Origin of the sequence: Pseudomonas sp. KU43P (genome assembly GCF_033095865.1) — a bacterium.
GTDB lineage: Bacteria > Pseudomonadota > Gammaproteobacteria > Pseudomonadales > Pseudomonadaceae > Aquipseudomonas.
In genome coordinates, this window is the sequence record NZ_AP019365.1 from 2,118,920 (window position 1) to 2,145,602 (window position 26,683).

25 protein-coding genes and 1 tRNA gene are annotated in these 26,683 nt (G+C 58.6%); 9 read left to right on the plus strand and 17 right to left on the minus strand.

Annotated features, from left to right (window positions below):
* The first annotated feature begins 1 nt into the window (after nucleotide 1).
* The 3 genes from uvrC (at nucleotide 2) to KU43P_RS09590 (ending at nucleotide 2,558) form a co-directional block, all read left to right on the plus strand.
* Entirely contained in the window at nucleotides 2-1,825 is a 1,824-nt protein-coding gene (gene uvrC / locus KU43P_RS09580; protein WP_317662580.1) for an excinuclease ABC subunit UvrC, read from the plus strand.
* A gap of 33 nt (nucleotides 1,826-1,858) precedes the next feature.
* Complete coding sequence (gene pgsA / locus KU43P_RS09585; RefSeq protein ID WP_317662581.1) at nucleotides 1,859-2,419, plus strand: CDP-diacylglycerol--glycerol-3-phosphate 3-phosphatidyltransferase; 561 nt, start codon at nucleotides 1,859-1,861, stop codon at nucleotides 2,417-2,419.
* 63 nt (nucleotides 2,420-2,482) lie between these two features.
* Nucleotides 2,483-2,558: transfer RNA gene (locus tag KU43P_RS09590), tRNA-Gly, on the plus strand.
* A gap of 319 nt (nucleotides 2,559-2,877) precedes the next feature.
* Here the strand turns inward: KU43P_RS09590 and KU43P_RS09595 are convergent.
* The 9 genes from KU43P_RS09595 to KU43P_RS09635 all read right to left on the minus strand — a co-directional run bounded on the left by KU43P_RS09595 (nucleotide 2,878) and on the right by KU43P_RS09635 (nucleotide 10,052).
* Complete coding sequence (locus KU43P_RS09595) at nucleotides 2,878-3,057, minus strand: rubredoxin (RefSeq protein WP_317662582.1); 180 nt, start codon at nucleotides 3,055-3,057, stop codon at nucleotides 2,878-2,880.
* The gene (locus tag KU43P_RS09600) at nucleotides 3,050-4,036 is read right to left on the minus strand and encodes a LysR family transcriptional regulator (RefSeq protein WP_317662583.1); all 987 of its coding nucleotides are present in this window, start codon (nucleotides 4,034-4,036) and stop codon (nucleotides 3,050-3,052) included. The genes KU43P_RS09595 and KU43P_RS09600 overlap by 8 nt, the downstream gene beginning before the upstream one ends.
* Nucleotides 4,037-4,102: 66 nt before the next feature.
* A complete protein-coding gene (locus tag KU43P_RS09605) occupies nucleotides 4,103-4,969 on the minus strand; it encodes a DMT family transporter (RefSeq protein WP_317662584.1) in 867 nt (288 codons plus the stop codon).
* 52 nt (nucleotides 4,970-5,021) lie between these two features.
* Nucleotides 5,022-6,233: a cation:proton antiporter gene (locus KU43P_RS09610; RefSeq protein WP_317662585.1), complete on the minus strand. Its 1,212-nt coding sequence runs from the start codon at nucleotides 6,231-6,233 to the stop codon at nucleotides 5,022-5,024.
* Nucleotides 6,234-6,271: 38 nt separating this feature from the next.
* Nucleotides 6,272-7,504, minus strand: a complete 1,233-nt coding sequence (locus tag KU43P_RS09615; protein ID WP_317662586.1) for an ATP-grasp domain-containing protein — start codon at nucleotides 7,502-7,504, stop codon at nucleotides 6,272-6,274.
* Nucleotides 7,501-8,376 (minus strand): iron-containing redox enzyme family protein, encoded by an 876-nt coding sequence (locus KU43P_RS09620; RefSeq protein WP_317662588.1) that lies wholly within the window; start codon nucleotides 8,374-8,376, stop codon nucleotides 7,501-7,503. The genes KU43P_RS09615 and KU43P_RS09620 overlap by 4 nt, the downstream gene beginning before the upstream one ends.
* An 11-nt stretch (nucleotides 8,377-8,387) precedes the next feature.
* On the minus strand, nucleotides 8,388-8,834 hold the full coding sequence (locus tag KU43P_RS09625; RefSeq protein ID WP_317662590.1) for a DUF3291 domain-containing protein: 447 nt from the start codon (nucleotides 8,832-8,834) through the stop codon (nucleotides 8,388-8,390).
* Nucleotides 8,831-9,289 carry a VOC family protein gene (locus KU43P_RS09630; RefSeq protein ID WP_317662592.1) on the minus strand — a complete coding sequence of 153 codons (459 nt, stop codon included), beginning with the start codon at nucleotides 9,287-9,289 and terminating at the stop codon, nucleotides 8,831-8,833. Before KU43P_RS09630 ends, KU43P_RS09625 begins: the two co-directional genes overlap by 4 nt.
* 16 nt (nucleotides 9,290-9,305) lie before the next feature.
* Complete coding sequence (locus tag KU43P_RS09635) at nucleotides 9,306-10,052, minus strand: ArpA protein (RefSeq protein ID WP_317662594.1); 747 nt, start codon at nucleotides 10,050-10,052, stop codon at nucleotides 9,306-9,308.
* A gap of 898 nt (nucleotides 10,053-10,950) precedes the next feature.
* Between KU43P_RS09635 and KU43P_RS09640 the strand changes: the two genes are divergently transcribed.
* Nucleotides 10,951-11,310: a transposase gene (locus KU43P_RS09640; RefSeq protein WP_317658071.1), complete on the plus strand. Its 360-nt coding sequence runs from the start codon at nucleotides 10,951-10,953 to the stop codon at nucleotides 11,308-11,310.
* An 8-nt stretch (nucleotides 11,311-11,318) separates the two neighbouring features.
* Nucleotides 11,319-12,152, plus strand: coding sequence for an IS3 family transposase (locus KU43P_RS09645; protein ID WP_317663719.1), 834 nt, complete (start codon nucleotides 11,319-11,321; stop codon nucleotides 12,150-12,152).
* 317 nt (nucleotides 12,153-12,469) lie between these two features.
* On the opposite strand, the gene KU43P_RS09650 is transcribed toward KU43P_RS09645, so the two are convergent.
* Nucleotides 12,470-13,852 (minus strand): DUF1329 domain-containing protein, encoded by a 1,383-nt coding sequence (locus KU43P_RS09650; protein WP_317662596.1) that lies wholly within the window; start codon nucleotides 13,850-13,852, stop codon nucleotides 12,470-12,472.
* Nucleotides 13,853-13,875: 23 nt separating this feature from the next.
* Complete coding sequence (locus KU43P_RS09655; RefSeq protein ID WP_317662597.1) at nucleotides 13,876-15,453, minus strand: DUF1302 domain-containing protein; 1,578 nt, start codon at nucleotides 15,451-15,453, stop codon at nucleotides 13,876-13,878.
* Nucleotides 15,454-15,682: 229 nt separating this feature from the next.
* Between KU43P_RS09655 and KU43P_RS09660 the strand changes: the two genes are divergently transcribed.
* Together KU43P_RS09660 and KU43P_RS09665 are read left to right on the plus strand one after the other, a co-directional pair.
* Complete coding sequence (locus KU43P_RS09660) at nucleotides 15,683-16,492, plus strand: FAD-dependent oxidoreductase (RefSeq protein ID WP_317662599.1); 810 nt, start codon at nucleotides 15,683-15,685, stop codon at nucleotides 16,490-16,492.
* A 4-nt stretch (nucleotides 16,493-16,496) separates the two neighbouring features.
* Nucleotides 16,497-17,375 carry an SDR family NAD(P)-dependent oxidoreductase gene (locus KU43P_RS09665; RefSeq protein ID WP_317662601.1) on the plus strand — a complete coding sequence of 293 codons (879 nt, stop codon included), beginning with the start codon at nucleotides 16,497-16,499 and terminating at the stop codon, nucleotides 17,373-17,375.
* Between the two features lie 117 nt (nucleotides 17,376-17,492).
* On the opposite strand, the gene KU43P_RS09670 is transcribed toward KU43P_RS09665, so the two are convergent.
* The 6 genes from KU43P_RS09670 to KU43P_RS09695 form a co-directional block, all read right to left on the minus strand.
* Nucleotides 17,493-19,076: a FadD3 family acyl-CoA ligase gene (locus KU43P_RS09670; protein ID WP_317662603.1), complete on the minus strand. Its 1,584-nt coding sequence runs from the start codon at nucleotides 19,074-19,076 to the stop codon at nucleotides 17,493-17,495.
* 68 nt (nucleotides 19,077-19,144) lie between these two features.
* Complete coding sequence (locus tag KU43P_RS09675) at nucleotides 19,145-19,891, minus strand: SDR family NAD(P)-dependent oxidoreductase (protein WP_317662605.1); 747 nt, start codon at nucleotides 19,889-19,891, stop codon at nucleotides 19,145-19,147.
* A 94-nt stretch (nucleotides 19,892-19,985) separates the two neighbouring features.
* On the minus strand, nucleotides 19,986-21,068 hold the full coding sequence (locus KU43P_RS09680) for a 2Fe-2S iron-sulfur cluster-binding protein (RefSeq protein WP_411567251.1): 1,083 nt from the start codon (nucleotides 21,066-21,068) through the stop codon (nucleotides 19,986-19,988).
* A 10-nt stretch (nucleotides 21,069-21,078) separates the two neighbouring features.
* On the minus strand, nucleotides 21,079-21,834 hold the full coding sequence (locus KU43P_RS09685; protein ID WP_317662607.1) for a glucose 1-dehydrogenase: 756 nt from the start codon (nucleotides 21,832-21,834) through the stop codon (nucleotides 21,079-21,081).
* Nucleotides 21,822-23,501, minus strand: a complete 1,680-nt coding sequence (locus tag KU43P_RS09690) for an FAD-binding protein (protein WP_317662609.1) — start codon at nucleotides 23,499-23,501, stop codon at nucleotides 21,822-21,824. Before KU43P_RS09690 ends, KU43P_RS09685 begins: the two co-directional genes overlap by 13 nt.
* Before the next feature lie 7 nt (nucleotides 23,502-23,508).
* Nucleotides 23,509-24,024, minus strand: a complete 516-nt coding sequence (locus KU43P_RS09695; RefSeq protein ID WP_317662610.1) for a flavin reductase family protein — start codon at nucleotides 24,022-24,024, stop codon at nucleotides 23,509-23,511.
* Between the two features lie 215 nt (nucleotides 24,025-24,239).
* Here KU43P_RS09695 and KU43P_RS09700 point away from each other — a divergent pair, with 215 nt between their 5' ends.
* Together KU43P_RS09700 and KU43P_RS09705 are read left to right on the plus strand one after the other, a co-directional pair.
* On the plus strand, nucleotides 24,240-25,421 hold the full coding sequence (locus KU43P_RS09700) for an acyl-CoA dehydrogenase family protein (RefSeq protein WP_317662611.1): 1,182 nt from the start codon (nucleotides 24,240-24,242) through the stop codon (nucleotides 25,419-25,421).
* Nucleotides 25,422-25,544: 123 nt separating this feature from the next.
* Nucleotides 25,545-26,669 (plus strand): LLM class flavin-dependent oxidoreductase, encoded by a 1,125-nt coding sequence (locus KU43P_RS09705; RefSeq protein ID WP_317662613.1) that lies wholly within the window; start codon nucleotides 25,545-25,547, stop codon nucleotides 26,667-26,669.
* The last annotated feature ends 14 nt before the right edge of the window (nucleotides 26,670-26,683 follow it).

Below are 26,683 nucleotides of genomic sequence, written 5' to 3' on the forward strand. Positions count from 1 at the left end.
CATGTCCCAAACTTTTGATGCCAGCGCATTCCTGGCGACCTGCAGTGGTCGCCCGGGCGTTTACCGGATGTTCGACGCCGAAGCTCGCCTGCTTTACGTGGGTAAGGCCAAGAACCTCAAGAAGCGCCTGGCCAGCTATTTCCGCAAGGCCGGCCTGGCGCCGAAAACCGCTGCGCTGGTGGGCCGCATCGCCCAGGTTGAAACCACCATCACCGCCAACGAGACCGAGGCGCTGCTGCTTGAGCAGACCCTGATCAAGGAATGGCGACCGCCGTACAACATTTTGTTGCGCGACGATAAATCCTACCCCTATGTCTTCCTTTCTGACGGCCAATTCCCACGACTGGGTATTCACCGCGGCGCGAAGAAGGCCAAGGGCCGCTACTTCGGCCCGTACCCCAGCGCCGGTGCCATTCGCGAGAGCCTGAGCCTGCTGCAAAAAGCCTTCTCGGTGCGCCAGTGCGAAGACAGCTATTACGCCAACCGCACCCGGCCGTGCCTGCAGTACCAGATCAAGCGCTGCAAGGGGCCTTGTGTAGGGCTGGTCGAGCCGCAAGAGTACGCCGAGGACGTGCGCCATTCGGTGATGTTCCTCGAAGGCCGCAGTCAGCAGCTGGGCAACGAGCTCAACGCCGAGATGGAGCAGGCCGCCATGGCCCTGAACTTCGAGAAGGCCGCCGAGCTGCGCGATCAGATCGCCCTGCTGCGCCGGGTTCAGGACCAGCAGTACATGGAGGGTGGTTCTGGCGACGTCGATGTGGTCGCCGCCTTCGTCAACCCGGGTGGTGCCTGTGTGCACCTGATCAGCGTGCGTGGCGGGCGGGTGCTCGGTAGCAAGAACTTCTTCCCGCAGGTGGGCATCGAGGAGGAGGTGGCCGAGGTCATGGCCGCGTTCCTGTCCCAGTATTACCTGGGCAACGCCGAGCGCGAACTGCCGGGCGAACTGATCGTCAACGTGGTGCACGAGGACTTTGCTGCCATCACCGAGGCGCTGCAGACCCTGCGCGGCCGCGAGCTGACCATCAGCCACCGGGTGCGTGGCACCCGCGCCCGCTGGCAGCAGTTGGCTGTGACCAACGCCGAACAGGCACTCAACGCACGGCTGGCCAACCGTCAGCACATGGCCGCCCGCTTTGAGGCGCTGGCCCAGGTGCTCGGCCTGGATGAAGTGCCGCAGCGCCTGGAATGCTACGACATCAGCCATTCCAGCGGCGAAGCCACGGTAGCCAGTTGCGTGGTGTTCGGCCCGGAAGGCCCATTGAAGTCCGATTACCGCCGCTTCAATATCGAAGGTGTCACCCCGGGCGACGACTACGCTGCCATGCACCAGGCCCTCACCCGGCGCTATGGGCGTATCAGGGACGGCGAGGGCAAGCTGCCCGACGTCTTGCTGGTGGACGGCGGCAAAGGCCAGCTCAACATGGCCCGAGAAGTGATGCAGGAGCTGGCCTTCACCGACCTGACCCTGCTCGGCGTGGCCAAGGGCGTGACCCGCAAGGCCGGCTTCGAAACCCTGTACCTCAATGACGTGGCCCACGAGTTCACCCTCAAGGGCGACAACCCGGCGCTGCACCTGATCCAGCAGATTCGCGACGAAGCTCACCGCTTCGCCATCACCGGCCACCGCGCGCGCCGCGGCAAGGCCCGGCGCGTGTCGAGCCTGGAAGATGTGGCCGGAGTAGGGCCCAAGCGCCGCCGCGACCTGCTGAAACATTTCGGCGGCCTGCAGGAGCTCAACCGCGCCAGCATCGACGAAATCGCCAAAGCCCCCGGCATCAGTAAAAAGCTTGCCGAATCAATTTATGCCAGCCTGCATAGCGAGTAGAATGCCGGGCTCAACCCGCAGCCAGTCGTACCGATGAATATTCCAAACCTGCTCACCGTTCTACGCGTCCTGCTCATCCCGATCTTCATCCTGCTGTTCTATGTGCCCTATCACTGGAGCTACATGGCCGCCAGCACGGTGTTCGCCATCGCTGCCGCCACCGACTGGTTGGACGGCTACCTGGCGCGCCGCCTGCAGCAGAGCACGCCATTCGGCGCCTTCCTCGACCCGGTGGCCGACAAGCTGATGGTAGCCGTGGCCCTGGTCTTGCTGGTGCAGGTGCACGCCAACTTCTGGCTGACCCTGCCGGCTGCGGTGATCATTGGCCGCGAGATCGTGGTATCGGCCCTGCGCGAGTGGATGGCTGAGCTGGGAGCCCGGGCGCATGTGGCCGTGTCCAACCTGGGCAAGTGGAAGACCGCCGCACAGATGCTGGCGCTGGTGATCCTGCTGGCCAACCCACCGATCGTGAGCTTCTGGGTGGTGCTGGGTTATGGCCTGTTGCTGGTGGCTGCAGCGCTGACCCTGTGGTCGATGGTGCATTACCTGGTAGCCGCCTGGCCGCACCTGCGCGAAGGTTCGGAGCAGAAATAAAACTTTTTTGAATCAAGGGGTTGACGCCATTTTAGATATCGGTAGAATGGCGCCCATCACGACGCGGGAATAGCTCAGTTGGTAGAGCACGACCTTGCCAAGGTCGGGGTCGCGAGTTCGAGTCTCGTTTCCCGCTCCAAATTTGATCCTCAGTGCGTCGCTGGGATCACAAAGAAGAGGCCTTAGGGCCTCTTTTTTTGTGCCTGGGATTTGGCAATCAGCTTGCTTGGCTTCGTAGCCCTTCAGCAAGCCGCCATTTACAGTGTTTGCGCGAGGGGCCACCTCGCCTCGACAGAATGCATGACCTCATGCAGCAATGGTTGGGCACAGCTGATGTCAGTCTGAGAGAAAGCGGGCATAGCAATTTTTTGAAAAATGCCCAACTTCCTTAGCCTGCATAATTAAGTTTGATGACTATCATCAACATGCAATATAGATAGGTGCATTACTGGCCTGCTCTAGCGAAACTCTTCCTCTATAACGTAAAACTCTGTTTTTTTTGCTCCGCAATCTGGGCATAACCAGTCTTCTGGCAGGTCAGCAAAAGCTGAAGAAGCGAATTCCTCTTGACCAATACGCTCAAAAGTCTCGTCGTAGCAATACCAGCATTTTCGACAAAAATACTTTGCTTCAGCCATTTCGATACTCCTCTTTACTGCCAGCCCCAGCTACTATTTTGGTCTGCCATTCGTTACTAAGCACTATGAGTTCACCCAAAAGAAACTCAACTATAATTTTTACTTTTTTGGGGACAAACCGTCCAGGTTGATAAACAACCCAGGCAGCTCCCTGAGATGCCCCTTTAAAGATCCACCCTGGCAGTAAACGACATAATCTTCTACTCTCTATTGCTTCAGCCGCCATGCAAATTGGCATACAAGAGATACCTAGTCCGGATAGCGTAGCAGTGAGCGTTGCCTCGGGACACTCTGACAAATACCGACCAGCGACTGATACATCACACTCTTCGTTACCCGATATAAATTTCCAGCACTGCCTGTCAGGGTTTCCTATGAAAGGAATACAGCTGTGTCCAATAAGCTCAGACGGATGATTAGGCGCATCATGCAGCTTCAAGTAACCATCCGTAGCACACACTACAAAATCTACATCAAAGAGCTTTCTAGCCACCATCCCCAGTGGTGGTCTATCAGTGATGACAATGCCAACATCTATAGCATCCGCAATGAAGTCAAACTTCTCACCGCATATTAGGTGAACGTTAACACCACTGTGTGCAACTAAAAATCTCGGCATCAGCTTGCTGCATAAAGCATACAGGGACTTCGGTACGGCCAGCCTTATCAAACCTTGAGGAGACTCCAAGAACCGTTCTTTTACCTTGAACATATTTGCAGATGAATCGAGCACTGATTTGCAGTGTGCGTAAATCTCCTCACCTTCTGCATTGATTTTCAAGTGTCGAGTGCTGCGTTCAAGCAGTCTCAAAGAAAGTGCACTCTCAAGCTTCGTTACTTGCTTGCTAATGGCTGAGGCAGTTACTCCTAATTTAACTGAGGCCTCAACAAAGCTGCCGGTTTCAACAACTACGGCGAAGGCAGCCATGCACGGTAATATATCAATATGACTCTTTGGAAGGTAGCCTTTAGGTTCCATTTATCGACCACTCATATTTTTTATTAAAAACATACATCAAGTCAAGGGCGTGAAGCTCCTGAGGAATCAGGCAACAATGTGAAGCATTACTGCGCCACACAAAACTAATGTGATTCCAAGCAGTTGAATTAGAGATAAGCGCTCTTTTATGAAGATAAAACCTAGAACAGCAGCCACACCTCCAGATAGCGTGCTGATAATGGTGACAATCGCGATAGATCCATGGATAGCTCCATACGAAAACGCTGTGAATCCTCCTAAGTTAAAAAGACCGGCCCCACCTAAGGAAATGTATGATCTTACACCCAGAGAATTTTTCGCATGCTGCTTAAGCATGAATGGAAAAAGGAAAATAACTCCCACTAGATAAGTTGTCCAAAGCATGTTAACTGGCCCTATCGCCGGAAGCGTATATTCTCCCTGAATCCAAAAACTCAATCCATATAATATGGCAGCTACAAGAGCAAAGGAAATGGCTTTGCTCTCGCCGAAGCAAACCGGACGGCTTTTGGATTTATGGCCTGCTCCGACAAGTATTACGCCCAATACACATCCTGCAAGACCCAGAAATTGAAGTGTTGACAATAACTCTCCGCTCATCCATGCAAGTAATGCGGTAACAACTCCATACAAGGTGATCAAAGGAGCAACAATTGCGGTTTTTCCGTATTTAAAGGCTTTGGTCAGCGCGATAGCTCCTGTTAACGTTAATAATGAGGCGGCTAAACTAATTAGCATTACAGCTAAGCTAGCTATCCGAATAAATTCAAAACCCTCTTGGGACATCCAAACGAAGGCACTCAAGAGCACTAAGCCTAGAAACTGCCCTAGAAAGACAGACCTGCTCACACCAAAACGCCTTGCGTTTACGCTTACTAAATAGTCAGTAATACCCCAAAATACCGCTGCTACCAGCCCCATCGTTACGTCCATTCTTATTTTCCTTCCCTACAGTAGTTTCAAGAACGAGACGACAGCCACTCGTCTAGAGGCGATCAAAAGACAACTTTCGTTCGAAGAATCTATTTGAGATGGAAATAAAAGGCGCTGTCAATATTGTGGAGAAGAACGTCACGAGCATTAGAACATTATAGGAATTTTCCGACAGTAGCCCTGCCTGATATCCTACAGCGATAACAATCAGTTCAGCTGCACCTTTTGTACTCATCAGAATACCAAGCTCAATTGATGCGCGCTGGCCTAAGCCTATGATCCGGCCAGCAAAGTAAGAGCTCAAAGCCTTGCTGATAACTGCCCCACTTAGGAAGATCAGCACCCACAACCAAACTTTCAATTCCGCAAGCCCGTTAAGTGAGAATTGAAGGCCAACATTAACAAAAAATAGGGAGATCAGAAGTTGACCAATACCACCTATCCATCTATCCCAAACATTTTTTGCACCCTCCATCTCAACGGCTACACAAGCAGCCAAAACTATGCCTATTGAAAAATGGAAGCCAAGGATATCTGTCGTCACTGCCGAAACAATAAAGAATACAAATAAACCTACGCCACTCGATTTGCTAGTAGGCTTGGCTTTTAGTTTGCGCAAGAAGGGCTTGATTAATAACAGCATGGTTGCAGTGTACGCGGCAAGCAGCATCACATTAGCAAGATTACCTACCTCATCATGCCGAACCACAATCAATAGAAAAGCTAATGCCAGCCAAGCAAATATATCCGTGTATACAGCTGCTGTAACAGCTAGTCGTCCACATCTGGCTTGAAGCCCATTCGATTCTTTCACTATTGCCATAAGAACGGGGAGGGCTGTCACCGAAAAAGCAATCCCGCAGAAGACTATATATCCTGCTAAATTGGAAATAGGACCAATATCAAATCTTGAGTAAAATGCCAGAACCCCTCCAGCAATAAACGACACTGCTATTCCTGCGCCTGAGAACAACATGATGTATGTCTCGCTGATCTCAAGTTTATTTTTTAAGCTTATTTCCCACGCGGCCTCAACCAGTATAAAAACTAAGCCAAATTCACCAAGCATTTTTAACAGCGTTAGCGCGTTAGCGGGGATGACGCTCCAAAAGAAAGGATAATAGAAACCAAGAACCGTCCCTCCTAATACAACGCCGGCGCATACATCTCCTAAAACCGTAGGCTGACCAAGTTTGCCCAGTACTGTTCTACATGCGACGCAGGCAATTAGTATCATCAGCGCCAATGCAATAAACTCTTTCATTGCAGCACCTTAATTTTTGCAGGGATGAACGCTTGAGGCTACATGTTCAAGCGAAGAAGCTGATGCACTAACTCGGCGTGCTCCGCTAATAGTTCTCGGTTCTCGTGTACTAGATAAACCATGCCCCATGAAGAAAGGAAGTCTCGTGTCACCTCTACACGCTGCCCTGTCGATACAAATAGGTTCATAGAATTGAAAGAGCTTAGTTGGCTAACAAGCTCCACTCCTGAAATGCTCTTAACCTCACCCGGTGCTGTGCTAATCAGACAGCATATGCAGAAGTGTTTATTAAATCTTGGTGTTGCAGTATGTTGAAATTTTTTGCCCAAGTAGATATCGAGATTAAAGTCGTAGCAATTGAAGCCAGAACAGAGCTCAATCATTCTCGGTACATCGGCACCTGGTAAACGACCATTCTGCTCGATAATCAAGACACCTTTCGGGCCTATTTTTAATTCTATATCGTTGATTCCATAATCTAATTCAATCGCTTCATTTACATCGCAAGCATAAGAAAAAGCAAGTTGAGCATTGTCTCCCGATAGCGGTAGCGACATGATATTCTTGTAAATGCTTAGGTTGCCCGAGCATTCAATCTTCTCGTATTTCGCAAAACATAAAAATATCTTATTTTCGTTCTTTCCAAGATTGGCTGTTACAACAAAATACTCTATGCCCTCAATATACTCTTCAGCTAGCGCAACTACTTCTCCATCTACATGAAAATCATGATTGCCCTCTATGTTAGATATGGCAAGGCTCAGCTCAGCGAGATTCTTACATACTTTCACATTTTTGCTGCCGGTTCCTTGGCTAGGTTTAACTACGAGAGGAAAATTAAAGTTCTGATCTTGACTGCGCTCAATAGATTTCAGGCTAACCTCAATCGAATGAGTCGCAGGAACGTTCTTGTATTCAAGTGTTTTCTTTAACTCTAGTTTGCACATTCGCGATTTTAGGCTGATTACTGGGTTTCCCACCAATCCATAATGATAATTCAACATGTCTGAAAGCCCCAATCCGAGGTCAGAACCCGGAATTACCGCGCATATTTCGTATTCTGCTAGGCGGCATACAGCTAGTTCAAAACTTCCTGCATATACCACTACTTCGAACCCACTCAGATCCTGCAGACGGCGAAGCCCCTCCGATAGTTTGGCAACACTTATGAGTGCAACACCAATTAGACCTTTGCTTCGAATCTCACTACCGTAGTGGCGAGCAGAGCTGACAGGATCAACTATGACGATCGCAGATCGACGCCCATTCATTGAATACTCCTCATCATCTGATACATATGCTCGTAATATCTAATTGCAACGTTATATCGAATGGCAACTCCCAGAGATAACTCTCGCAAAACATCTGGACCGCAATCTGCATAGTGCGGCAAGACTCGCTCCAACCAAGCACAGCTATGCCGTGTATCGATTTTGATATGCGTTTTGTGATAAGCAATAACCTCTGTTGGCAACTTTAAGCGTTCGAGCGCTTCAGTGGTTGCACGAAATCGGACTGGTGCAGATCCCTCTACAAGTCCCATTGCGCCAATCAACCTCACGTTATATTCTCTTCTTATCGCCCACATAAGCAGAACATTGCCGTTCATAAGGCATTCCAGTGTGGGGTATTTTACAGATATTCCAGCTCCGTCCAGCACCTTGCGCATATGTGCTGATGACTGCTTGAACATTGAGGTATGAACGGCAGTGAAATCGCCATTTCCCATTTCATCCCAGTAGTTTTCTCCAGCCACCATTTTTTGTTTTACTGGCATCCCTATTTGGACCATTGCCATTAAATCATCAAATGAACCATCAACGAGCTCTTCCATGCAGATGTAGTATGCCATCTGCTCAACGGTCGCTTCTTGCCTAACATACTCAATGAACAGTTGAATATCGATATTAAGCTTGTTTTCTTTTGCGATATACCAACTGACAAACTCTTCTTTATTAGTGGGTAGTTCATCTGTATTTACGTTATGCTCCTCGAACGTAAGCCAGTTGTCTTCCAGGCGATGGATTTCATTTTTTATATTTTGAAGCACCCCCCTCATGGCAACCAGGCTCTCTGGTGATCCAAGTACTTTTCTATAATAACTTGCAAGCTTCTCTTGCTCTTCATAAATCAAGGAATTCATATCGACGCCTCTCAATACAACGCTGTTGGGAAATCGCAAGATTTGAGATTAAATGCCTGGTATGAAGGGCCATTTTCATACAGCCATATCAAGCGCCTATGTGCCTCTTCGAGAGTTGGGATATGCCCCGAATCGACCCACCATAAAACAATCCGTGGATGCTCAATTGGCTGAAACCAGTTGTGTCTACTGAGGATCATTTCGGCATGTGGGGTTTTATAAAGAAAGTTTTTCAGCGACCACACATCTTTCCACAGCGAGAGCGTATAGAGATAGCCTTCGCCCCATAACGTATCTAACTTGTCTTGATCTTCATTTACTTCGCGCCATATGAATCCGCGTGAGCTTTCCGCTAACTTGTTTATGTAATCAACGTTGTTGTAAAATTCATCCATTTTACGATCATCGCGTGGGAATTTAGGCTTTACCAGGTCAAACTGCGCCAATATTTTAGTCATAGGTACTCCCAGCTTTGAATTTCGATAATGTTTCTCTCTGGGTCCCGAACATATAAAAAATTGCAGGTGCCCACTTCTTCCACGAAAACTTCAGAGAGCCTACCTAGCAGCGCACCGCCCCAGCGGATTACATCCACACATACGCTTTCTAGATTTTTTACTTCAAAAGCCAAATGGGTTAGACCTTGTGTGTTGGCCTGTTTTTCTGCCGCTTGAATGCTCTTTTTATATTGAAAGATTTCCAGCGTTGGGCCACAACTCCCATAACCCGGTAGCCGTAAATGAATGCCCTCGATCTCTGGTGAGCACACTCCGGTCCCCGCTGCAATTGAATCTCCAGAGAGTTTTCTCGGCGAACCGACTGGGACACACCCAAAGACACAAATATAGAAATTTGATAAATTGCGCCAGTCGCACGATATTAAGTTTGCGTGCGCGTATTTAATATTGTTCATAGGGTAGCCCTGATACTTAGTCCCGAAAAACAAAGGTCTCGTGTTCTACGAAGCGATCCTTGTCTCTAGCTCGCTCCCATGTGGTGTTTAGAATAATTCGATTAACGTCATGGGTTAGTGGCTTGACACGATGTAATGTCGTATCGGCTTTCAGTAAATATATATCTCCAGAAGAATGGAAGTATGAGTCAATTTTGTTTTCCACCAAAAGTTCTTCCACTCGCGGGTTTTTCTTATTCCACCTGGTGTGTGGGACACACTCCAATAGCCCCCCGCAGTCAATAGCGGGGGCTTCTACTACCCAGATAATTGTGTAAGGGTAGTCCCCCCAGTGCCATCCATGTGTATCCCCTGACTTATGCTGACAGTTAATAATGTAGTTGTCCCATTTCCATGGTGTGGGGATTACGTCCTCTTTAACAATGTTTGCTATCAGGCTGGACAGGTACTTTGACTCATAAGCCAAGGAAATAAATTTTCCATTTTGCTCAATGGATTCCTGAGGCACATTACTTAAACGCCTAGGAGTATTGCCGGTTGACTCAATGACAAAATCTCGACGTTTCGAGTGGTTCGCTAGGAGAAACCTTACATCCTCGGCAATTAAAGCATTTACTGCCGGATCAACAAGATCATTGATCTTCAGGTAGCCATTTCTTTCAAAGCGGTGTTGCTCCCAAAAGAAATCTCTTTCTGAAAACGGATCAGAGTTCAGTAATTCAGAAAGCTGTGAGGATATATGTTCCAGGGTATTCTCAGGCATGTTGGCTTACCTCATTTGAATGGCGGATACCATGAAACTGATCCTACAAGTGAGTTATCACCAAATAAAGTATCCGGCTGGCAGTTTATAAATTCCTAAAGCGGCCGAATGAAATTGCCGAACGTGCTTAGCTAAGGCGATATGTAAAATCATGTTTCCCTTGTACGTCGTAGGGTTATCAGGTCTCACATATGGAAGTGCGCTTGGGGGTAGTGGCGGCCAATTTGTAAGCGATGTGACGTGTACCGAAAATAATGAGAGGAGGTGCTTGGGTTGTATTTTTAGGCACTAGCAATTGGAGGGATAATCAAAATGGAGTCAGATTGAGCTTAAGCTTGATAAGCTCCAACTCATCGGATCGTTTATACATGAGGTAGGGCATAGCTGAGGTCACTGGTTCGGCCGCCAGATGAGAGGGCGCGCAACGTTGTGAGAGTGTGCGGGTTCTGGTTGTCAGACTAACGCGGCTGTGGAGCAGAGCGTTATCGGCAGGCTTGACAGCCCTCTTTATCCCAAGTGCCGGACGAGACTCGGGTTGCGCGTACTGCGCTTTCGTCGATCATCCAATCTGACTTAAATGTGCTCGACCATCTGATCGAAAGTCCCTGATTCCTCCAGTCCCGGAACCGTTGCTAAATCGCTGACCATGGGCCGAAGCGCTCCGGCATATATGGCCAAGCAGCGCGTGAGCAGAGTACACAGAACATGCCATCGAGGATTAGGGGGCGCACAGGCGCAGCCGTCCTTGATCATGAGTTCGATGAGGGGAATAGGAGGCCACTCCCCAAGCCTCGCCCGAGTCTTCATAACGCTTTGTCATCATAGAATACTTCTCCGTCGACAGCGGGGGCTCTACAGAATCTAGGCGCTCAAAGACTGCCGATAGTGAACTGGCCTAATGATTTTGGACACCTTCTTAGGGCGCTATGATGGCGCCCAATTGGAGGCAAAATCAGTGCGAAAGTCATACTCGAAAGAACAGAAAGTCCGGGCTGCCGAGATGGTGCTGGACGGTGGCCAGTCAGTCCCCGAAGTCTGCGAAATGCTTGAGATTGGGCCTACAGCCCTGCGGCGTTGGGTCGAACAGGTGCGCAAGGAGCGGGAGGGCCAGGTGCCAGCTGGAGCCAAGGCCATTACCCCGGATCAACATCGAATCCAAGAGCTTGAGGCACTGGTTCGGCAGAAAGATCGAGATATCGAAATCCTAAAAAAGGCCAGTGCTCTCCTGCTTCGGGACTCCAAAGATCGTTCTCGCTGATCAACGAACTGAGTGAGCAATATGGTGTTGTCGAATGCTGTCGCGTGCTTGGGGTCAAGCGCAGCAGTTTCTATGCGTGGCGCCAGCGCCAAGCCCGAAAAAATCCTGAACGGGATCAGTTACGCTCGGCTGTGGAAGGCCACTTCAAAGCCTCTCGCGATTCGGCCGGGTCGCGGACGCTAACCCAGGAGTTACGACGCGACGGCCATAAGATTGGGCGTTACAAAGTACGTGCGCTGATGCGTGAAGCTAACCTTAAGTGCAGGCAGCGTAGGCCGCACCGGTACCGCTCATCAGGCGTGGAAGCATTGATTGCTGAGAATCAGCTGAAGCGAAATTTCAAAGTTTCGACGATCAACGAGGTTTGGTGTGGAGACGTGACGTACATCCAGGTTGGCAAGCGCTGGCTGTACTTGGCCGCTGTGATCGACCTTTATGCGCGCCGTGTAGTCGGCTGGGCATTTTCGATGATTGCGGACGCCAGGCTGGCCTGTAACGCACTGCACATGGCGGCCGAGTCCCGTGGCAAACCGACAGGCGTGATGTTTCATTCCGACCAGGGATGTCAGTACACCAGCCACAAATTCAGGGCTGCACTTGAAGAGTACAGCCTGAACCAGAGCATGAGTCATCGCGGACAGTGCTGGGACAACGCCGCCATGGAGCGTTTCTTCGGGGCCCTGAAATCAGAGTGGATCCCTGCTAAGGGCTATGAAACCGAAGAGCAAGCTCGGGCGGACATCCAGGCTTACTTGGTGCGCTACAACCTGAAGCGCCTCCACAGCTACAACGGTTACGAAACCCCGGTAGCCATGGAGAAAAAGCTGAAGGCAGCGGCATAAAACCTAAACCGGTGTCCAAAATTAGTTGACCAGTTCATAGGGGCTCCTCAGAACCCAGGCGTTAGGTGCAAAACTCGAATCTGGACCATCCCAGTGATGCCAAACTATTTCAGCAGTGTATTCACCAGTTGCGCCTGCGCCGTCTCATCTAGGTTGGAACAGACTGCACATCTGCTGGAGTGGAGCTAAGGGCAAGCCGTCGGGTCGCGAATGATCATTGCACAGACGTAGTAAAAGAAGCTGTACCGTTCGCGTGTGAACACAAAGCCCCGGTTCACGGGGCTTTGTGTTCACACGGGGGGGGCGGGGCTTCGCACTCAACGAGTACCCAATTTGCGCAAGTTCCCGGGCGTGAACTCTTCAGGCCCGAAGTTGCTGGCATTGAGCAGTGCCGGTTTCTGATGATCGAGCAGCCGGTCGACCATGTAGGCGCCGGCAATCAGGTCATGGTAGATGGCCAGGCGCGCGTGGAAGCGCTGGATGTCGTAGGCATAGATCGAGGTCTGCATGTTGGTGCGCCACAGTTGGCCGCGGCCATCGTAGTTGTCGGCCAGGGTGGCGGCCCAGCTGTCTTCGTCGATGTAGAAGGTGCGCTTGGCATAGATGTGGCGTGCGCTGGGCTTGAGCGTGGCCTGCAGAATCCAGGTGCGGTGCTTCTCGTAACGCATCAGGTCCGGGTTGATGTGGCCGGCGGCGTTGATGATGTCCGACTGTTTGACGTCCGGTTCATCGATTTTGTAGTTGTTGTAGGGGATGTAGATTTCTTTCTTGCCGACGATGGTCCAGTCATAGCGGTCGGTCGCACCGTTGAACAAGCGGTCTTCGTCATACACACGGAAGCCACCGGCGCCGGTTGGCGAGTCGTAGCCCACGGTCGGCGCCCGGCGCACGCGACGCTGGCCGGGGGTGTACTGCCAGGCCTGGCGGGGTTGCGCGGCTGAGTCGGTGAATTCGTGGCCGACAATGATCTCGCCTTTCTTGCGCACCGGCTCCAGCGTGGTGAGCAGGAAGTTGGTGAAGATGCCGTTGGTGGTCTGGGCGTTCTGCTTGGGGTCGGACCACAGTGAGTAGATCTTGTAGTTGACCTTTTCCAGCACCCGGTTGTTGTCGGCATAGACGACCACCTGGTTGTAGTTGGCTTCCTCGGTGACTGCCCGTGCTTGCATGTTGTGGTTGAGGATCAGCTCGTTGCCGTTCTTCGGGATCGGGAACGGCGAGGCGCCGAAGGCTTCCAGTGCATCATTGCCGTCGGCGCTGAGCTTGGCGCTCTGGGCGTTGCGCAAGATTGCCGCTTCGGTGTCCTTGTCGGCACGGAAATCCCGGTGGCTGGGGTAGACCGGCATCTTGAAGGTGGCGGGGTAGCGCTTGAACAGCGCCTTCTGGCCCTCGGAAAGGTTTTCGGCGTACTGGTCCATGTTCTGCGCGGTGATGACGAACAACGGCTTTTCGTTGGCGTAGGGGTCCGGGTAGGGGCTGCCGGGGCCGTCGAATTTCACCTGTGGCGGGGCGCCGCGCCACTTGCCGGTCCACTCCGGGATGCTGCCATCGGCGTTGCCGGCGCGCTCGGCGCCGATCGGGGTCAGGGCCTTGCCCAATTGCGCGGCATCGCTGCCATTGGCGCTGGCCTGCAGGGCCACGCTGCTGCTCAGCAGGGTGGCGGTAAGCGTGGCGCGCAGCCAGGTGTGCTTGAAGTCATGCATGTCGTTGATCCTCATTCAGGGCTTCAGAACCGGTATTTGAAGTTGAGTGCGACGTTGTCGCGGTCGGCCCAGGGCGAGTTGTTGGCGTTGCCCAGGAAGGCGCTGTAGAGCGCTTCGACGGTGAAGTTGCCGAGGTAGCGCCAGGTCGTGCCGATGCTGGCGCGATCGTCGCCCTGGCCATAGTTGATCGAGCCGGTGAGGGCGCTGTCGTGCTGGGCGGCGGTGCTGAAGTTGATCGGCACCGACATGTCCCAGCCGCTGAAGACGTCGTTGTAGTCGAAGTTGACCTGCACCGTGTAACCCCAGGCATCGCGGTCGCCCACCAGGCTGTCGGTGCCGCCCAGGGTCAGGCCCGGGGCCAGGGTCAGCGGGTCGGATTTGTCGTTGTGCAGCACGGTGTTGTAGACCAGCTCCCCGGTCAGGGTGGTGTTGTCGGAGAAGGCATTCGGCCCGAACACGTGGATGGCCGAGAGCTGTGCCTGCAAGGTCTCGGCGCGCACCGCGCTGGAGAAGCCGTTGTCGACCATCACCGGCTGGCCGTCCCGGTAGCTGACTTCGCCGGCCAGGCTGGTATCGCCGAGCACGGTGGCGAAGCTGGCGCCATACAGGTCGATGTTGTCGAAGTAGCGGGCACGGTAGAAGCCCAGGTCGCTCTGGAAGTCCAGGGTCGGGGTCTTGTCGTGGTAGCGCACGTAGTACAGGCCGAATTCGGTGTTGTTCAGCGAGGCGGCGCTGTAGCGCAAGGCCACGCCGTACTGGCCGCTGTCGCTGGGCTCGTCGTCCTTCAGGCGCCTGACGAAGCCGGTGGCGTCGCTGTAGCCGCCCCGGTCGATGTAGTCGGTGGTGGAGAAGTAGCTGCCGACCCCGAACATCTGAGTCTTCTCCCACTTGTACTGGTAGTAGGCTTCCACATCCAGGTCGTCGGTCAGGCTGAACTGGCCGAACACCTGGCCGACCGGCAGCAGCACTTCCTTCACTTCGACGCCCGGGGTGGTCGCCTTGGTCGCGTCCACCGGGCTTTGTGCGCCCGAGACACCCGGATAGAACAGGCTTTCACCCCAGCTCACCACCTGGTCGCCCACGCGCAGGTTGAGGTTGTGCCCGGCCATGTCCCAGGTGCCGTAGGCATAGGCATCGAGCATGCGCAGGTCATCGCGGTGCTGGTCGACGGTGTCCTTGGGGAAACGGTTCGGTTTGCTGCACACGCCACTGGCAAAGCAGTTGGAGGTGCCGGTGTCGTTGTCGTTGCTCTGATCGTAGGCCCGGTCGTAGAAGCCCGAGGCCCGCATGAACACGCCGTAGTTGTCCTGCCAGCGCAGGTTGGCCTCGGTGAGGAAGCCCACGCGGTCGGTGATCAGGCTGCCCCGGTCGAATGCATTGTCGCCGTCGTTGCCATCGGCATTGGCCACCAGCTTGTGGTCGCGTTTCTCGGTACGCCAGGCAAGGCTGTAGCTCAACGTGGTGTCCCAGTCGATGCTGAGGTCATCGTTGGGCTGGAAGGTCAGGGCGCTGGCCGGCTGGCTGAGGCTCCCGGCCAGCAGCAGCAGGGGCAGGCTTACGTACGTGTTGAGCGGTGGCTGGGCGATTGTTGTTCTTATCATTGTCGTCCTCGTGCGCGGGCATGCCTGCCCGTCCGACGTTTTGGGTAGGTGGTGCAGGCACGACTATGGGATGGGGCCTTGGCAGCAACATCGTCCAAGTGGACTACGCGCGCGGTGCATCGACGCGGTAGTCCCATCGGACGATGCCGGGGCGCTTCGTGCGTTGGACAATCCCTGGCCGATGGCCCCGCGCGGGCCGTGCTGCGGTCTGCCCGACGGAGGTACGCGGATGATCAGGTGGGATGAATGCTGCGACGTGCTGGTGGTCGGGGCGGGCGCTGGCGGCATGACCGCCGCGCTGCGTGCCCATGACCTGGGCCTCGATACCCTGCTGATCGAGAAGCGCGATCAGTACGGCGGTACCTCGGTGGCTTCTGGCGGTAGTGTGCGGATCCCCGACCTGGGCCGCGCCATGCTCGAGTACCTTGAGCGCGACACGCGCGTACGCTTCGTCGCCATGGAGCCCAAACCCTTCGAAGGCGCAGCCCTGGGCGAGGAATTGCTGCGCATGCGCGAGCCATCGCCCGGCACGCTGCTGATGGGGCGCGTGGCCATGACCCTGACCGAAACGCAGGTGCTTGTTCACCGCAGCAAGGGCTGGCTGGGCCTGGCGGCAACCGTGCTGTGGCGCTACTGGCGTGACCGTGAGGGCCGCAGGTTGTCGCGGCGCGACCGTTATCTCACCCAGGGCAGCGCCCTGGTCGGCGCCTTGCGTTGCTCGCTGCTCGACCGCGGCCTGCCGCTGTGGCTGAACTGCCCGCTCGACCAACTGCTGATGGTCGGCCATCGCCTCGGCGGTGCCCGCGTGCGGCGCGACGGGCAATGGCTGAACATCAAGGCCCGCCATGGGGTGATCATCGCCTCGGGAAGTGGCGAGCGTAGCCTGGCGATGCGCCCCGGCACCCAGGGCCTGTACGCCATCGGCCCGGGTACCGGTCTCGGGCCCGCCATGGCCTTCGGCTTCCTGGCCGCCAACCAGATTCGCGGCAAAAGCCAGCAACGCCAGGGTGAGTTCACCCTGGCCCTGACCGGGAGATAGAAGCATGCACACAGACAGGCGACAGGTGGCGTTGGTGACCGGCGCCAGCCGAGGCGTGGGGCGGGGGATTGCCCTGGCCCTGGGGGAGAAGGGCATGACCGTGTACGTCACCGGCCGGGTGCCGGGGCAGGGCGGTGCGACCCTTTACGGCCATGCGCTGGAGGGCGACCTGCAGGGCGTGGCCGCGGCCATCGACGCCGCTGGTGGGCGCGGCATCGCGGTGGCGTGCGACCATGGTGACGATGAGCAGGTGCGAGCGCTGTTCGAACGCATCGACCGGGACTGCGGGCGGCTGGATCTGCTGGTCAACAACGTTGCCCATGTTCATGACCAGTTGATCGAGCCGGAGCCCTTCTGGGAGAAACCGCTGTCGCTGGTGCGCATCCTCGATGTCGGCCTGCGCTCGGCCTATGTCGCCAGTTACCACGCGGCCCCTCTGCTGCTGCGCAGCGGCCAGGCGCTGGTGTGCTTCATTTCGTCGTTTGGCGCGGGATGCTACATGCACGGGCCGGCCTATGGCGCGCAGAAGGCCGGGTGCGACAAGCTGGCGGCGGACATGGCCGTGGATTTCGAAGGGCGCGGGGTGGCCGCCGTGTCACTGTGGCTGGGGCCGCAGTTGACCGAGCGTACGCGCATAGCCGGGGAGGAGCATGGCGAGCAGTATCGGGCGTTCCTGGAAAATGCCGAGACGCCCGGGTTCAATGGCCGGTTGATCCATGCCTTGCTCAATGATCCGCAGTTGGCGGATTACAGCGGGCAGACGCTGATCAGTGCCGAGGTTGCACCGCGCTATGGCATTGCCGAGGCTGACGGGCGCCAGCCGCCTTCGCACCGGGCGATGCTGGGTGAGCCGCGCCGGCAGCATCCGGCTCGGGTGATCTAGGGCTGCTGTGCAGCCCATCGCCGGCAAGCCGGCTCCTACAGGTATCGCGCAGTTCCTGAAAGCGGCGCTGTACTTGTGGGAGCCGGCTTGCCGGCGATGGGTCGCGTAGCGGCCCCCTCAAGCAGGCACCGCCACCCAACTGCGCAACACCTGCTTGGCCACTTTCCCCGTGGCATTGAGCGGCATGTTGTCCAGCACCTGGACCCGCCGCGGCACCTTGTAGTTGGCCATCTGCTCCCGGCACCAGGCCAGCACCGCAGCCTCATCGAGCCGCTGCCCCGCCACCGGCAGCAGAAACGCCATGGCTACCTCACCAAGGCGTTCATCGGCAATCCCGATCACCGCCGCCTGGGCCACGCCCGGGTAGCGCACCAGGGCCTGCTCGATCTCCGCCGGGTACACATTGAACCCGCCGGTGATGAACATATCCTTCAGTCGATCGGTGATGCGCAAGTAGCCCTCTTCATCGAGCACGCCCACATCCCCGGTATGCAGCCAGCCTTGCTCATCGATCGCTTCGGCCGTGGCATGGGGGTCGTCCAGGTAACCTCGCATCAGGTTATAGCCCCGCACCAGAACCTCGCCCGGCGTGTTGGCCGCTACCGGCCGCCCCTGCGGGTCGACGCAGCGCACTTCCACATCAGGCATCGCGCGCCCGCAAGTGGTGGCAACCCGTTCGGCGCTGTCGCCGGTGCGGCAGATCGTGACGAAACCGCAGGCCTCGGTCAGGCCGTAAGCCGTGACGATGGTGGCAAAACCCAACTCGCTGCCCATGCGCCGGATCATCTCCACCGGGATCGACGCTGCCCCGGTCACGGCCACGCGCAAGCTGCCCAAGTCGTACTCACCACGCTGCGGATGGGCCAGCAGCGACTGGTACAGGGTCGGTGGCCCAGGCAGCACGTTGATGCGTTCCTGCTCGATGCATTCGAGCAGCGCCCGGGTGTCGAACACCTGCTGTGGCAGCAGCGTGCAGCCACGCATCAAGGCCGCCAGCCAACCCGCCTTGTAGCCGAACGAGTGGAAGAACGGGTTGACGATCAGGTAACGGTCACCCACCTGCAGGCCGACGATCTCGCTCCAGTCACGCACCACCCGCAGGTTCTGGCCATGGCCAGTCATCACACCCTTGGGCTTGCCCGAGGTGCCGGAGGTGAACAGCAGGTCCGACAAGGTCTCGCCGTTCACCTGCTGCTCGCGTTCGGTCAGCCGCGCCTCATCGACCTGGTCGGCCAAAGCGAGGAAATCGCCCCAGGCCAGGCCGCCGGCAACCTCGCCCTGAGGGCGCAGGTGGATCACCTGGCGCAGTGCAGGCAATGCTTGCCCGGCCAGCTGGGCAGGGTAGTCGGTGTCGAGGAACTGGCTGATGCAGAACAGCACGCAGGTGTCGCTGTCACGCAGGACCTGCGCCGCTTCGGCGCCTTTCATGCGGGTGTTGAGCGGCACCAGGGTGGCGCCGACGCTGTGCAGGGCACCGGCGGCGACGATCCACTCCCACAGGTTGGGCGCCCACACCGCCACCCGCGCCGCGACCGGCACGTCCAGTGCCAGCAGGGCGCGTGCCGCCAGCCGGCGTAGTTGGTCCAGGCGCTGGTAGCTGATGGGTTGCCCGGCCTCTTCGATGGCCGGGCGCTCGCCGTAGGCCGCGGCGGCCAGGGCGAAGAGTTGCGGGAGGGTCTGAGCGTTTTCCACGGGCGGCATGGGGCCTCCTCAGGCAGAGGATCGATAAGCCAAGGGGATGGCCGGGCCCGTGGGCCCGGCCGGATGGGTCAGGCGCTGGGCGGGGCGAAGCGGCGGCCGGCGGAGAAGCCACCGTCCACGGCGATCATCTGCCCGCTGACGAAGGACGCATCGTCCGAGGCCAGGAACAGGGCGACGCTGGCCACTTCTTCCGGTTGCCCCGAGCGGCTGAGCATGTGCTGCGAGGCGAAGAAGTCATGGAACGCCTGCTGCTCGCGGACCATGCTGGTCATCGGCGTTTCGATCAGGCCCGGGCACAGACCGTTGACGCGGATGTTGGCGTGGCCGTAGTCGATGGCCATGCTGCGGGTGAGCTGGTTGATACCGCCCTTGGACACGTTGTAGGCCACGTTGCCGTCGCAGCCCTGCAGGCCGAAGATCGAACCGATGTTGATGATCGAGCCGTTGCGCTGAGCCTGCATCTGCCCCAGCACATGCTTGCTGGTGAGCATGCTGCCGGTCAGGTTGATGTCCAGCACGCGCTGCCAGTCGGCGGTGTTGGCCGTGGTCACGCTGCCCTGGCTGGCCACGCCGGCGGCGTTGACCAGTACGTCGATACGGCCGAAGCGCTGGATGACCTCGGTCATCACCTGTTGCACCTGCTCTTCATTGCGCACGTCCAAGGTCATGAACAGGCCAGGGAAATCTTCAGGCGGCTGGCCAACGTCCAGCCCGACCACCTGGGCGCCCTCGGCGCTGAAACGGCGAACACAGGCCAGGCCGATACCCGACGCAGCGCCTGTTACCACGGCGACCTTGCTTTGCAAACGAGCCATATTCAAACCCTCTGTCTTATTGTTGTGGAGCGTTTCCGCTGGCGAGTCTACCTGTTGCCGAGCCTGTCGGGATCGTCCGCAAGGACTAGTGGCATCAGGTGGGGAACTTCAGATGCACCCGAGCCCCCTGGGGGTGCCCCTGGCAGGCCAGGGTCCAGCCCGCTTCCAGCTCGGCGCTGCTGAGCACATCATTGCGGGTCAGCTGCGCCTGGCCCTCCTGCACGGTACACATGCAGGCCCCGCAGAACCCTTCCTCGCACGAGAACGGCACATCCAGCCCCGCCGCACGGCAACTTTGCAGCAAGGTGTCGCCAGGGCGCGGCACGATCTGGTGGGTCGCGCCATCGAGCTCCACCACCAGCAGCTCGCACACCGCGCCTTCCACCTCGATGGCCGCCTGGGTAACCCCCACGCTGTCCGGGTCCGGTGGTGAAACGAAGCGCTCCACGTGGATGCACTCTCGCGGCTCGCCCAGGGCCAGCAGGGTGCCCTCCACGGTATCCATGAACGGCCCCGGCCCGCAGATGAAGTAATCCGCGCCGCGCCACTGGCGCACCAGTTGGCGCACCTGCGCAGCCTCCAGGTAGCCCTGCACCGAGTCCAGCAGGTGCACGATCTGCAATTGCTCCGAGTGTGCCCGGGCGAGCTGGCGCAGTGCGTCGCGGAAGATCACCGACGCTTCGTCGCGGTTGGCGTACACCAGCAGCACCGGGCGCTGGCCGCTGTGCAGCACGGCCTTGAGCAGGGAGAACACCGGGGTGATCCCCGAGCCGCCGCCGAACAGCACCAGTGGCCGGCTGTCGTCGGCGGCCTGGTGCGCGTCGATGCAGAAATGCCCGGCCGGTGGCAGCACCTCGAGCCAGTCGCCCACCTGCACGCTCTGGTTCATCCAGTTCGACACGCGCCCGCCCTCGACGCGCTTGACGGTCACCTTGGGCCTGGCATCGGTCCACGGCGAGCTGGACATCGAGTAGCAGCGGGTAAGCCGCTGGCCCCCGACGTTCACGCGAAAACCGAGAAATTGCCCAGGCTTGTAGGCAAAGCGTGCACGCAGCGCTTCGGGCACCTCGAACACCAGCGAGCGGGCGTCGGCAGTTTCATCGATGATCGCGCACACCTGCAGGCGCAGCTCGCCTGCTGTGGCGCTGGCGGTCAGGGTCGGTTCTGCAGCAGCCAGGACGTTCATGTCAGATGCCACTGATCAACTGAGCGTTATCCACCCGCAGCTCGGCGCCATTGACGAAGCGCGACTCGTCGCTGGCCAGGAACAGCACCACATTGGCGATATCACGCGGCGCGCACATGCGGTTCATCGGGTCCTGGTCGAGTACCTCCTGGGGGATCGCCTGGCCGCCGGCCAGGGCCTGGGTCATGGGCGTGTTGACGCCGTCCGGGTGCACGCTGTTGCAGCGGATGCGATAGCCCTGCTGCTTGCAGTGCAGGGCGATGGAGCGGGTCATGGCCGCCACCGCGCCCTTGGAGGCCGAGTAGGCGCAGAACAGCGGCATGGCGCCCAGCGCCGCCACCGACGACATGTTGATGATCGAGCCGCCGCCGGTTTTCTTCATCGCCTCGATGGCGTACTTGCAGCCGAGGAAGTAACCCTCGCCGTTGATCTTCTGCACCTTCTGCCACAGCTCAAGGCTGGTGTCCTCGATGGTGCCCATGGCCAGGATCGCGGCATTGTTCACCAGCACGTCGAGGCGGCCGAAGTGTTCCAGGGTGGTGGCGATCACCTGCTGCCAATCGCTTTCGCTGGCGATGTCGTGCTTGATGAACAGGGCATTCTCGCCGATCTGCGCGGCCACTTCGCGGCCGGCCTGGTCGTTGAGGTCGGTGAGTACCACGCGGGCACCCTGGCTGGCCAGCAGCAGGGCATCTTCACGGCCGATGCCGCTGGCGGCGCCAGTGACCAGGCAGACCTTTCCTTCTACACGTTGCATGGGTGTTCTCCTTGGGGGCTAGGGTGGCTGGCATGGCGCTCGGCAACATGGGCCGCAGCGCGTCTGCCAGAAAAGACACAGTCGGCCAGGGACAGGCCGGAGACATACAGGTTGGAGGCCACGCCCACCGCACAACGGCCGGCGGCGTACAGCCCGGTGATCGGCCTGCCCCGTTCGTCGAGCACCTGGCCGCTCTGCTCGCACACCCGCAGGCCGCCCAAGGTCAGGGTCGGGCAGGGGTAGAGACGGCTGTCGTAGGACAGGTCCAGGCAGTACCAGGGGCCTTGGCTCAGGTCGTGGCGCATGGCAGGTGACTTGCCCAGCGGGTCGTCGATTTCGCCGCGGGCGGCGCGGCCATAGGTGTCGACGCTGTTGCGCAGGGCCGGTGCCGGCAGCTTGCAGCGCTGGGCGAGTTGTTCGAGGCTGTTGCCGCGCCGGCAGTTGAACAGCAGGTTGAGCAGCACCGGCAGGCGCTGGAACGACCACACCTTGCCCGGCCCCACCTGCCGCAGCGCCTGGTTGCGCAGGTGGCGGTCAAGGATCAGCAGGGCACGGCCATCGTGCATTTCGACCATGTCATGGCCAAGGGTGGCGCCATACACTTCCTCGTTGCAGTAGCGCTCGCCGCGGGCATTGACGATCAGCCCCCGGGCCCAGGCCAGCGGCGGGTTGATGAAGCGCCAGGCGCTGACCTTGTGCATCTGCCCAAGGCTGCCCCCGGCACTGCGGCCCAGTTCGATGCCGCTGCCGTCGCACCCGCTGCTGCCCAGCGGCAGGCCGGCCAGGTAGCGAGGGGCGAATTGCTGCAAGAGTGTGCGGTTGAACACGAAGCCGCCGCTGCTCAGCAGCACGCCATGGAGCGCACGTATCAGTATCGGTCGGGCGGATGCCTGTTCGATGCGTTGCAGGCGTGCCCGCAGGCGGGCGGACAATGCCGGGGCGTACATGTGCACCGCCGCCGCCCACCGCGAAAGCCGGGCATGCTGGCGGGCTGCGCGGCTGCCCTGCGGCAACTGCCAGGCCTCGACCCCCACCACCTGGTCATCCCGGTCGATCACCAGGCGACGTACCTGGCATTGAGTGCGCACCGTGACGCCCTGGCGCCGGGCGCTGTCGGCAAGGGCCGCGAACAGGCTGGCGCCAGACAGGCCATGGCCCTTGGCACGGTGCCCGCGTGGCGCAGGTTCGGCCGTGGCGGCATAGGCCGGCACGGCTTCGTTGCCGGAGTAATAGAGGTAGTAGCGGTCGCTGGGGTAGGAGGTCTTGTGCGGCGCCATGCTGCCTTCGAACACCACGCCCTGGCGTTCCAGCCAGCTCAGCTGGTCAGCGCTGGCGTCGCAGAAGCTACGCAGCGTGGGTTCACTGACAGCATCGCCGACCTCCTGGCGCAGGTAGGCGAACATGGCCGCACGGCTGTCCGGGTAACCGGCCTGCTGCTGTTGCGGCGTGCCGCCTCCGGCATAGACCACGCCGCCGCTGAGTGCAGTGGCGCCGCCGCCGGCAAACCGTTCCAGAGCCAGCACCGAGAGGCCACGGCTGGCCGCCTCGATGGCGGCGCTGGCGCCCGCGCCGCCGAAGCCGACCACCACCAGGTCGGCCTGCTGCTGCCATTGCAGCTGCTGCGCCTGGTTCACCCGCAGCGGTGCCATCACCGCCCGCGCTGTCATGGGCGCCTCAGCCGGCACTGGCCGCGAGGGGCACAGGTTTGGCGGTGGTGGTGTAGTGGCCGTCCAGGTACACCAGCGGCGTGATGGTCGGGGTGGTGTGAATGCGCAGGATGCGGCCGATGAAAATGGTGTGGGTGCCGTAGGCGAACTGGCCGTCCTGGCGGCAGAGGATCGACGACTGGGCGTCGGCCAGGTAGGGGATGCCTTCGTCGCTGGTCAGCCACTGGCCTTGGCCGAAGCGCGCCTCGCCCTTGATGCTGCCGCTGCACAGGTGGGCCAGGTGCTGTTGTTCAAGGCCCAGGATGTTCACGCAGAAGCCGGCACCGGCGGCCAGCGCCGCGTGGGGGGAAGCGCTCTGGTTGACGCAGATCAGCAGCGATGGCGGTTCGGTGCTCAGCGAGTCGACCGCAGTGGCGGCCATGGCAAAGCGCTGGCTGCCGTCGCTGGTGCTGATGATGGTGACGGACTTGGCCAGGCGGCGCATGGCCTGGAGCATGTCGGCTTTGAGTGAGTTGTCGTTCATCGCACGGCCTCGGTGTTGGCGGTTTCAGTGCGATGAATTCTTGCAACGCTGGCAATGGCCAACATCGTCCGAGGGGACTAGTCGGTGCGCACTGCGCATGGTCCGTTTGAGGGATGCCGAACCCTATACGCCTTGTTGCAATGCCGGCGGTGGAGGCTTTAGCGCCTCTCTCGCATGCGCTCCGGCGAACGGGGCGACCAGAGGAGAACAACAAGATGAACAACGACCTCACCCGTCAAACCCTGCGCCAACGAGCGCGCGAACTGGTGCCGGTGCTGCGCGAGCGTGCCGCCCAGGCCGCCCAGGCAGGCCGCCTGCCGGAAGAAACCATCGCCGACTTCCACGAGGCAGGCTTCTTTCGCATCCTCCAGCCGGCCCGGTGGCAAGGCCTGGAACTGGAGCCCAAAGACTTCTTCGAAGTGCAGATGATCCTGGCCGAGGGCTGCATGTCGTCGGCCTGGGTGCTGGGTGTGGTGGCCATCCACAACTGGCAGCTGGCGCTGTTCGACGACCGCGCCGCGCAGGATGTGTGGGGGCAGAGCAGCAGCGTGCTGATCTCGTCTTCCTATATGCCGGTGGGCAAGGTGGAGCGGGTCGAGGGCGGTTTTCGCCTGAGCGGTCGCTGGGGCTTTTCTTCCGGCAGCCAGCACTGCCAGTGGGCCTTCCTCGGGGCGCTGGTGCCGCCGGAAACACCGGGTGGCGCGCCGGACTATCGAACCTTCCTGGTGCCGTGCAGCGACTACCAGATACTCGACAACTGGAACGTCATGGGGCTGGAAGCCACCGGCTCCCACGACGTGCGGGTCGACAACGCCTTCGTGCCCGAATACCGCACCCATCGGGCAGCCGACGGCTTCATGCAGCAGAGCCCCGGCAACCAGGTGAACACCTCGGCGCTGTATCGCCTGCCGTTCGGGCAGATCTTCGTGCGCGCGGTGTCGACCTCGGCCATCGGCGCCTTGCAGGGGGCGGTGGACCACTTCATCGCCCATAACCGAGCGCGAGTCGCCGTCAACGATGGCCGCAAGGTGCTCCAGGACCCGGCCGCGCAGAGCGCGTTGGCCAACGCCATGGTCTGTGTCGACGAGTGCCGCACCGTGCTGCTGCGCAACTTCGAGCTGATGCTGGGCAGCGCCCGCGACGGCACCCCGCTGTACATGCAGCTGCGGGTCAAGATGCGCTACGACTCGGCGCGGGTGGTCGACCGCTGCGCCAAGGCGGTCGCCGAGCTGATGTTCAACAGCGGCGCATCGACCATCTTCCGCGACCACCCGATCAATCGCGCCTTCCGTGACATCCACACCGGCCGCGCCCATGTGGCCAACAGCCCGGCCAAGTACGCCTGGAACCTGGGGGCGGTGAGCATGGGCCAGGACAGCACCGACTTCTTCCTCTGAACGCACCGGGCGCTCACCGCTTTCGGCTAGTCCATTTGTGGGATTCGAGCGCCCGGGCAATGCGTGAGGATGTGATCAAGGCCGGGCTCCCGGCCACGTCTGCAGAACAATAAGGAAAGGCACATGAAATTCTCGCTGATATACGAAGCCCAGACCATCGATGCCAGCCGCGAGGGTGACCGCAAGATCTTCGATGACACCGTCGAGCAGGCGGTGCTGGCCGACCAGCTGGGCTTCGACACCTTCTGGTGCGTGGAGCACACCGCGCTGACCAACTACTCGCACATGTCCGCACCCGAAACCATGCTGGCCTTCGTCGCCGGCAAGACCGAGCGCATCGGCATCGGCCATGGCGTGGTCTGCCTGCCGCCGGCGATGAACCACCCGGTGAAGGTCGCCGAGCGCATCGCCACCCTCGACCTGCTGTCCAAGGGGCGCGTGCATTTCGGCGTGGGCAAGGGCGGTACCCAGCAGGAGGCCGGCACCTTCGGCTACGACCTGGCGACCCTGCAGCCGCAGATCGACGAGGCCATGTACCTGATCCCGAAAATGTTCGTGCAGGACGAGATCGAACACCACGGTGACTTCGTCAAGATCCCGAAACGGCCGATCCACCCCAAGCCGTACCAGGACCCGCACCCGCCGATGTACCTGGCCTGCACCAACACCGACTCGCTGAAGAACGCCGGTGGGCGTGGCATGGGCGCGCTGGTGCTGGGCTTCGGCGGGCCGGATGAAATCGCCAAGAAGGTCGCGGTGTACCACGAGGCCTTCGACAACCGTGACGAACGCAAGCAGGTCGGTTTCCGCCCCAACCGCCACATCGCCGCGCTGTGTCCGGCAATCGTGCTGGAGGACAACGAGCAGGCGCGCCACATCGGTATCCGTGGCCAGCGTTACTTCATGGAATCGCTGGGCTACTGGTACGGCGGTGGCGAGCGCCCGGACCCGGAAAAGTGGAAGGACGACACCTATGTCGACGGCAACGGCCAGGCAGTGATCAAGTCGCGCTTTGCCTCCGAGGAAGTGCGCGTCGACTTCTCCGACCCGACCATGGCGATGATGAACCCCAACCACGCCTACGGCACCGTCGAAGACTGCATCGGCTATGTGCAGCGGCTGATCGACGCCGGGGCCGACGAGATCCTGTTCATCTGCCAGATGGGCACCGTGCCGCAGTGGGCGCAGCTGGAGACCCTGCGCAACATCGGCGAGAAAGTCATCCCGCACTTCCGCAAACAGCAGTAACCAGACAAGGAGAC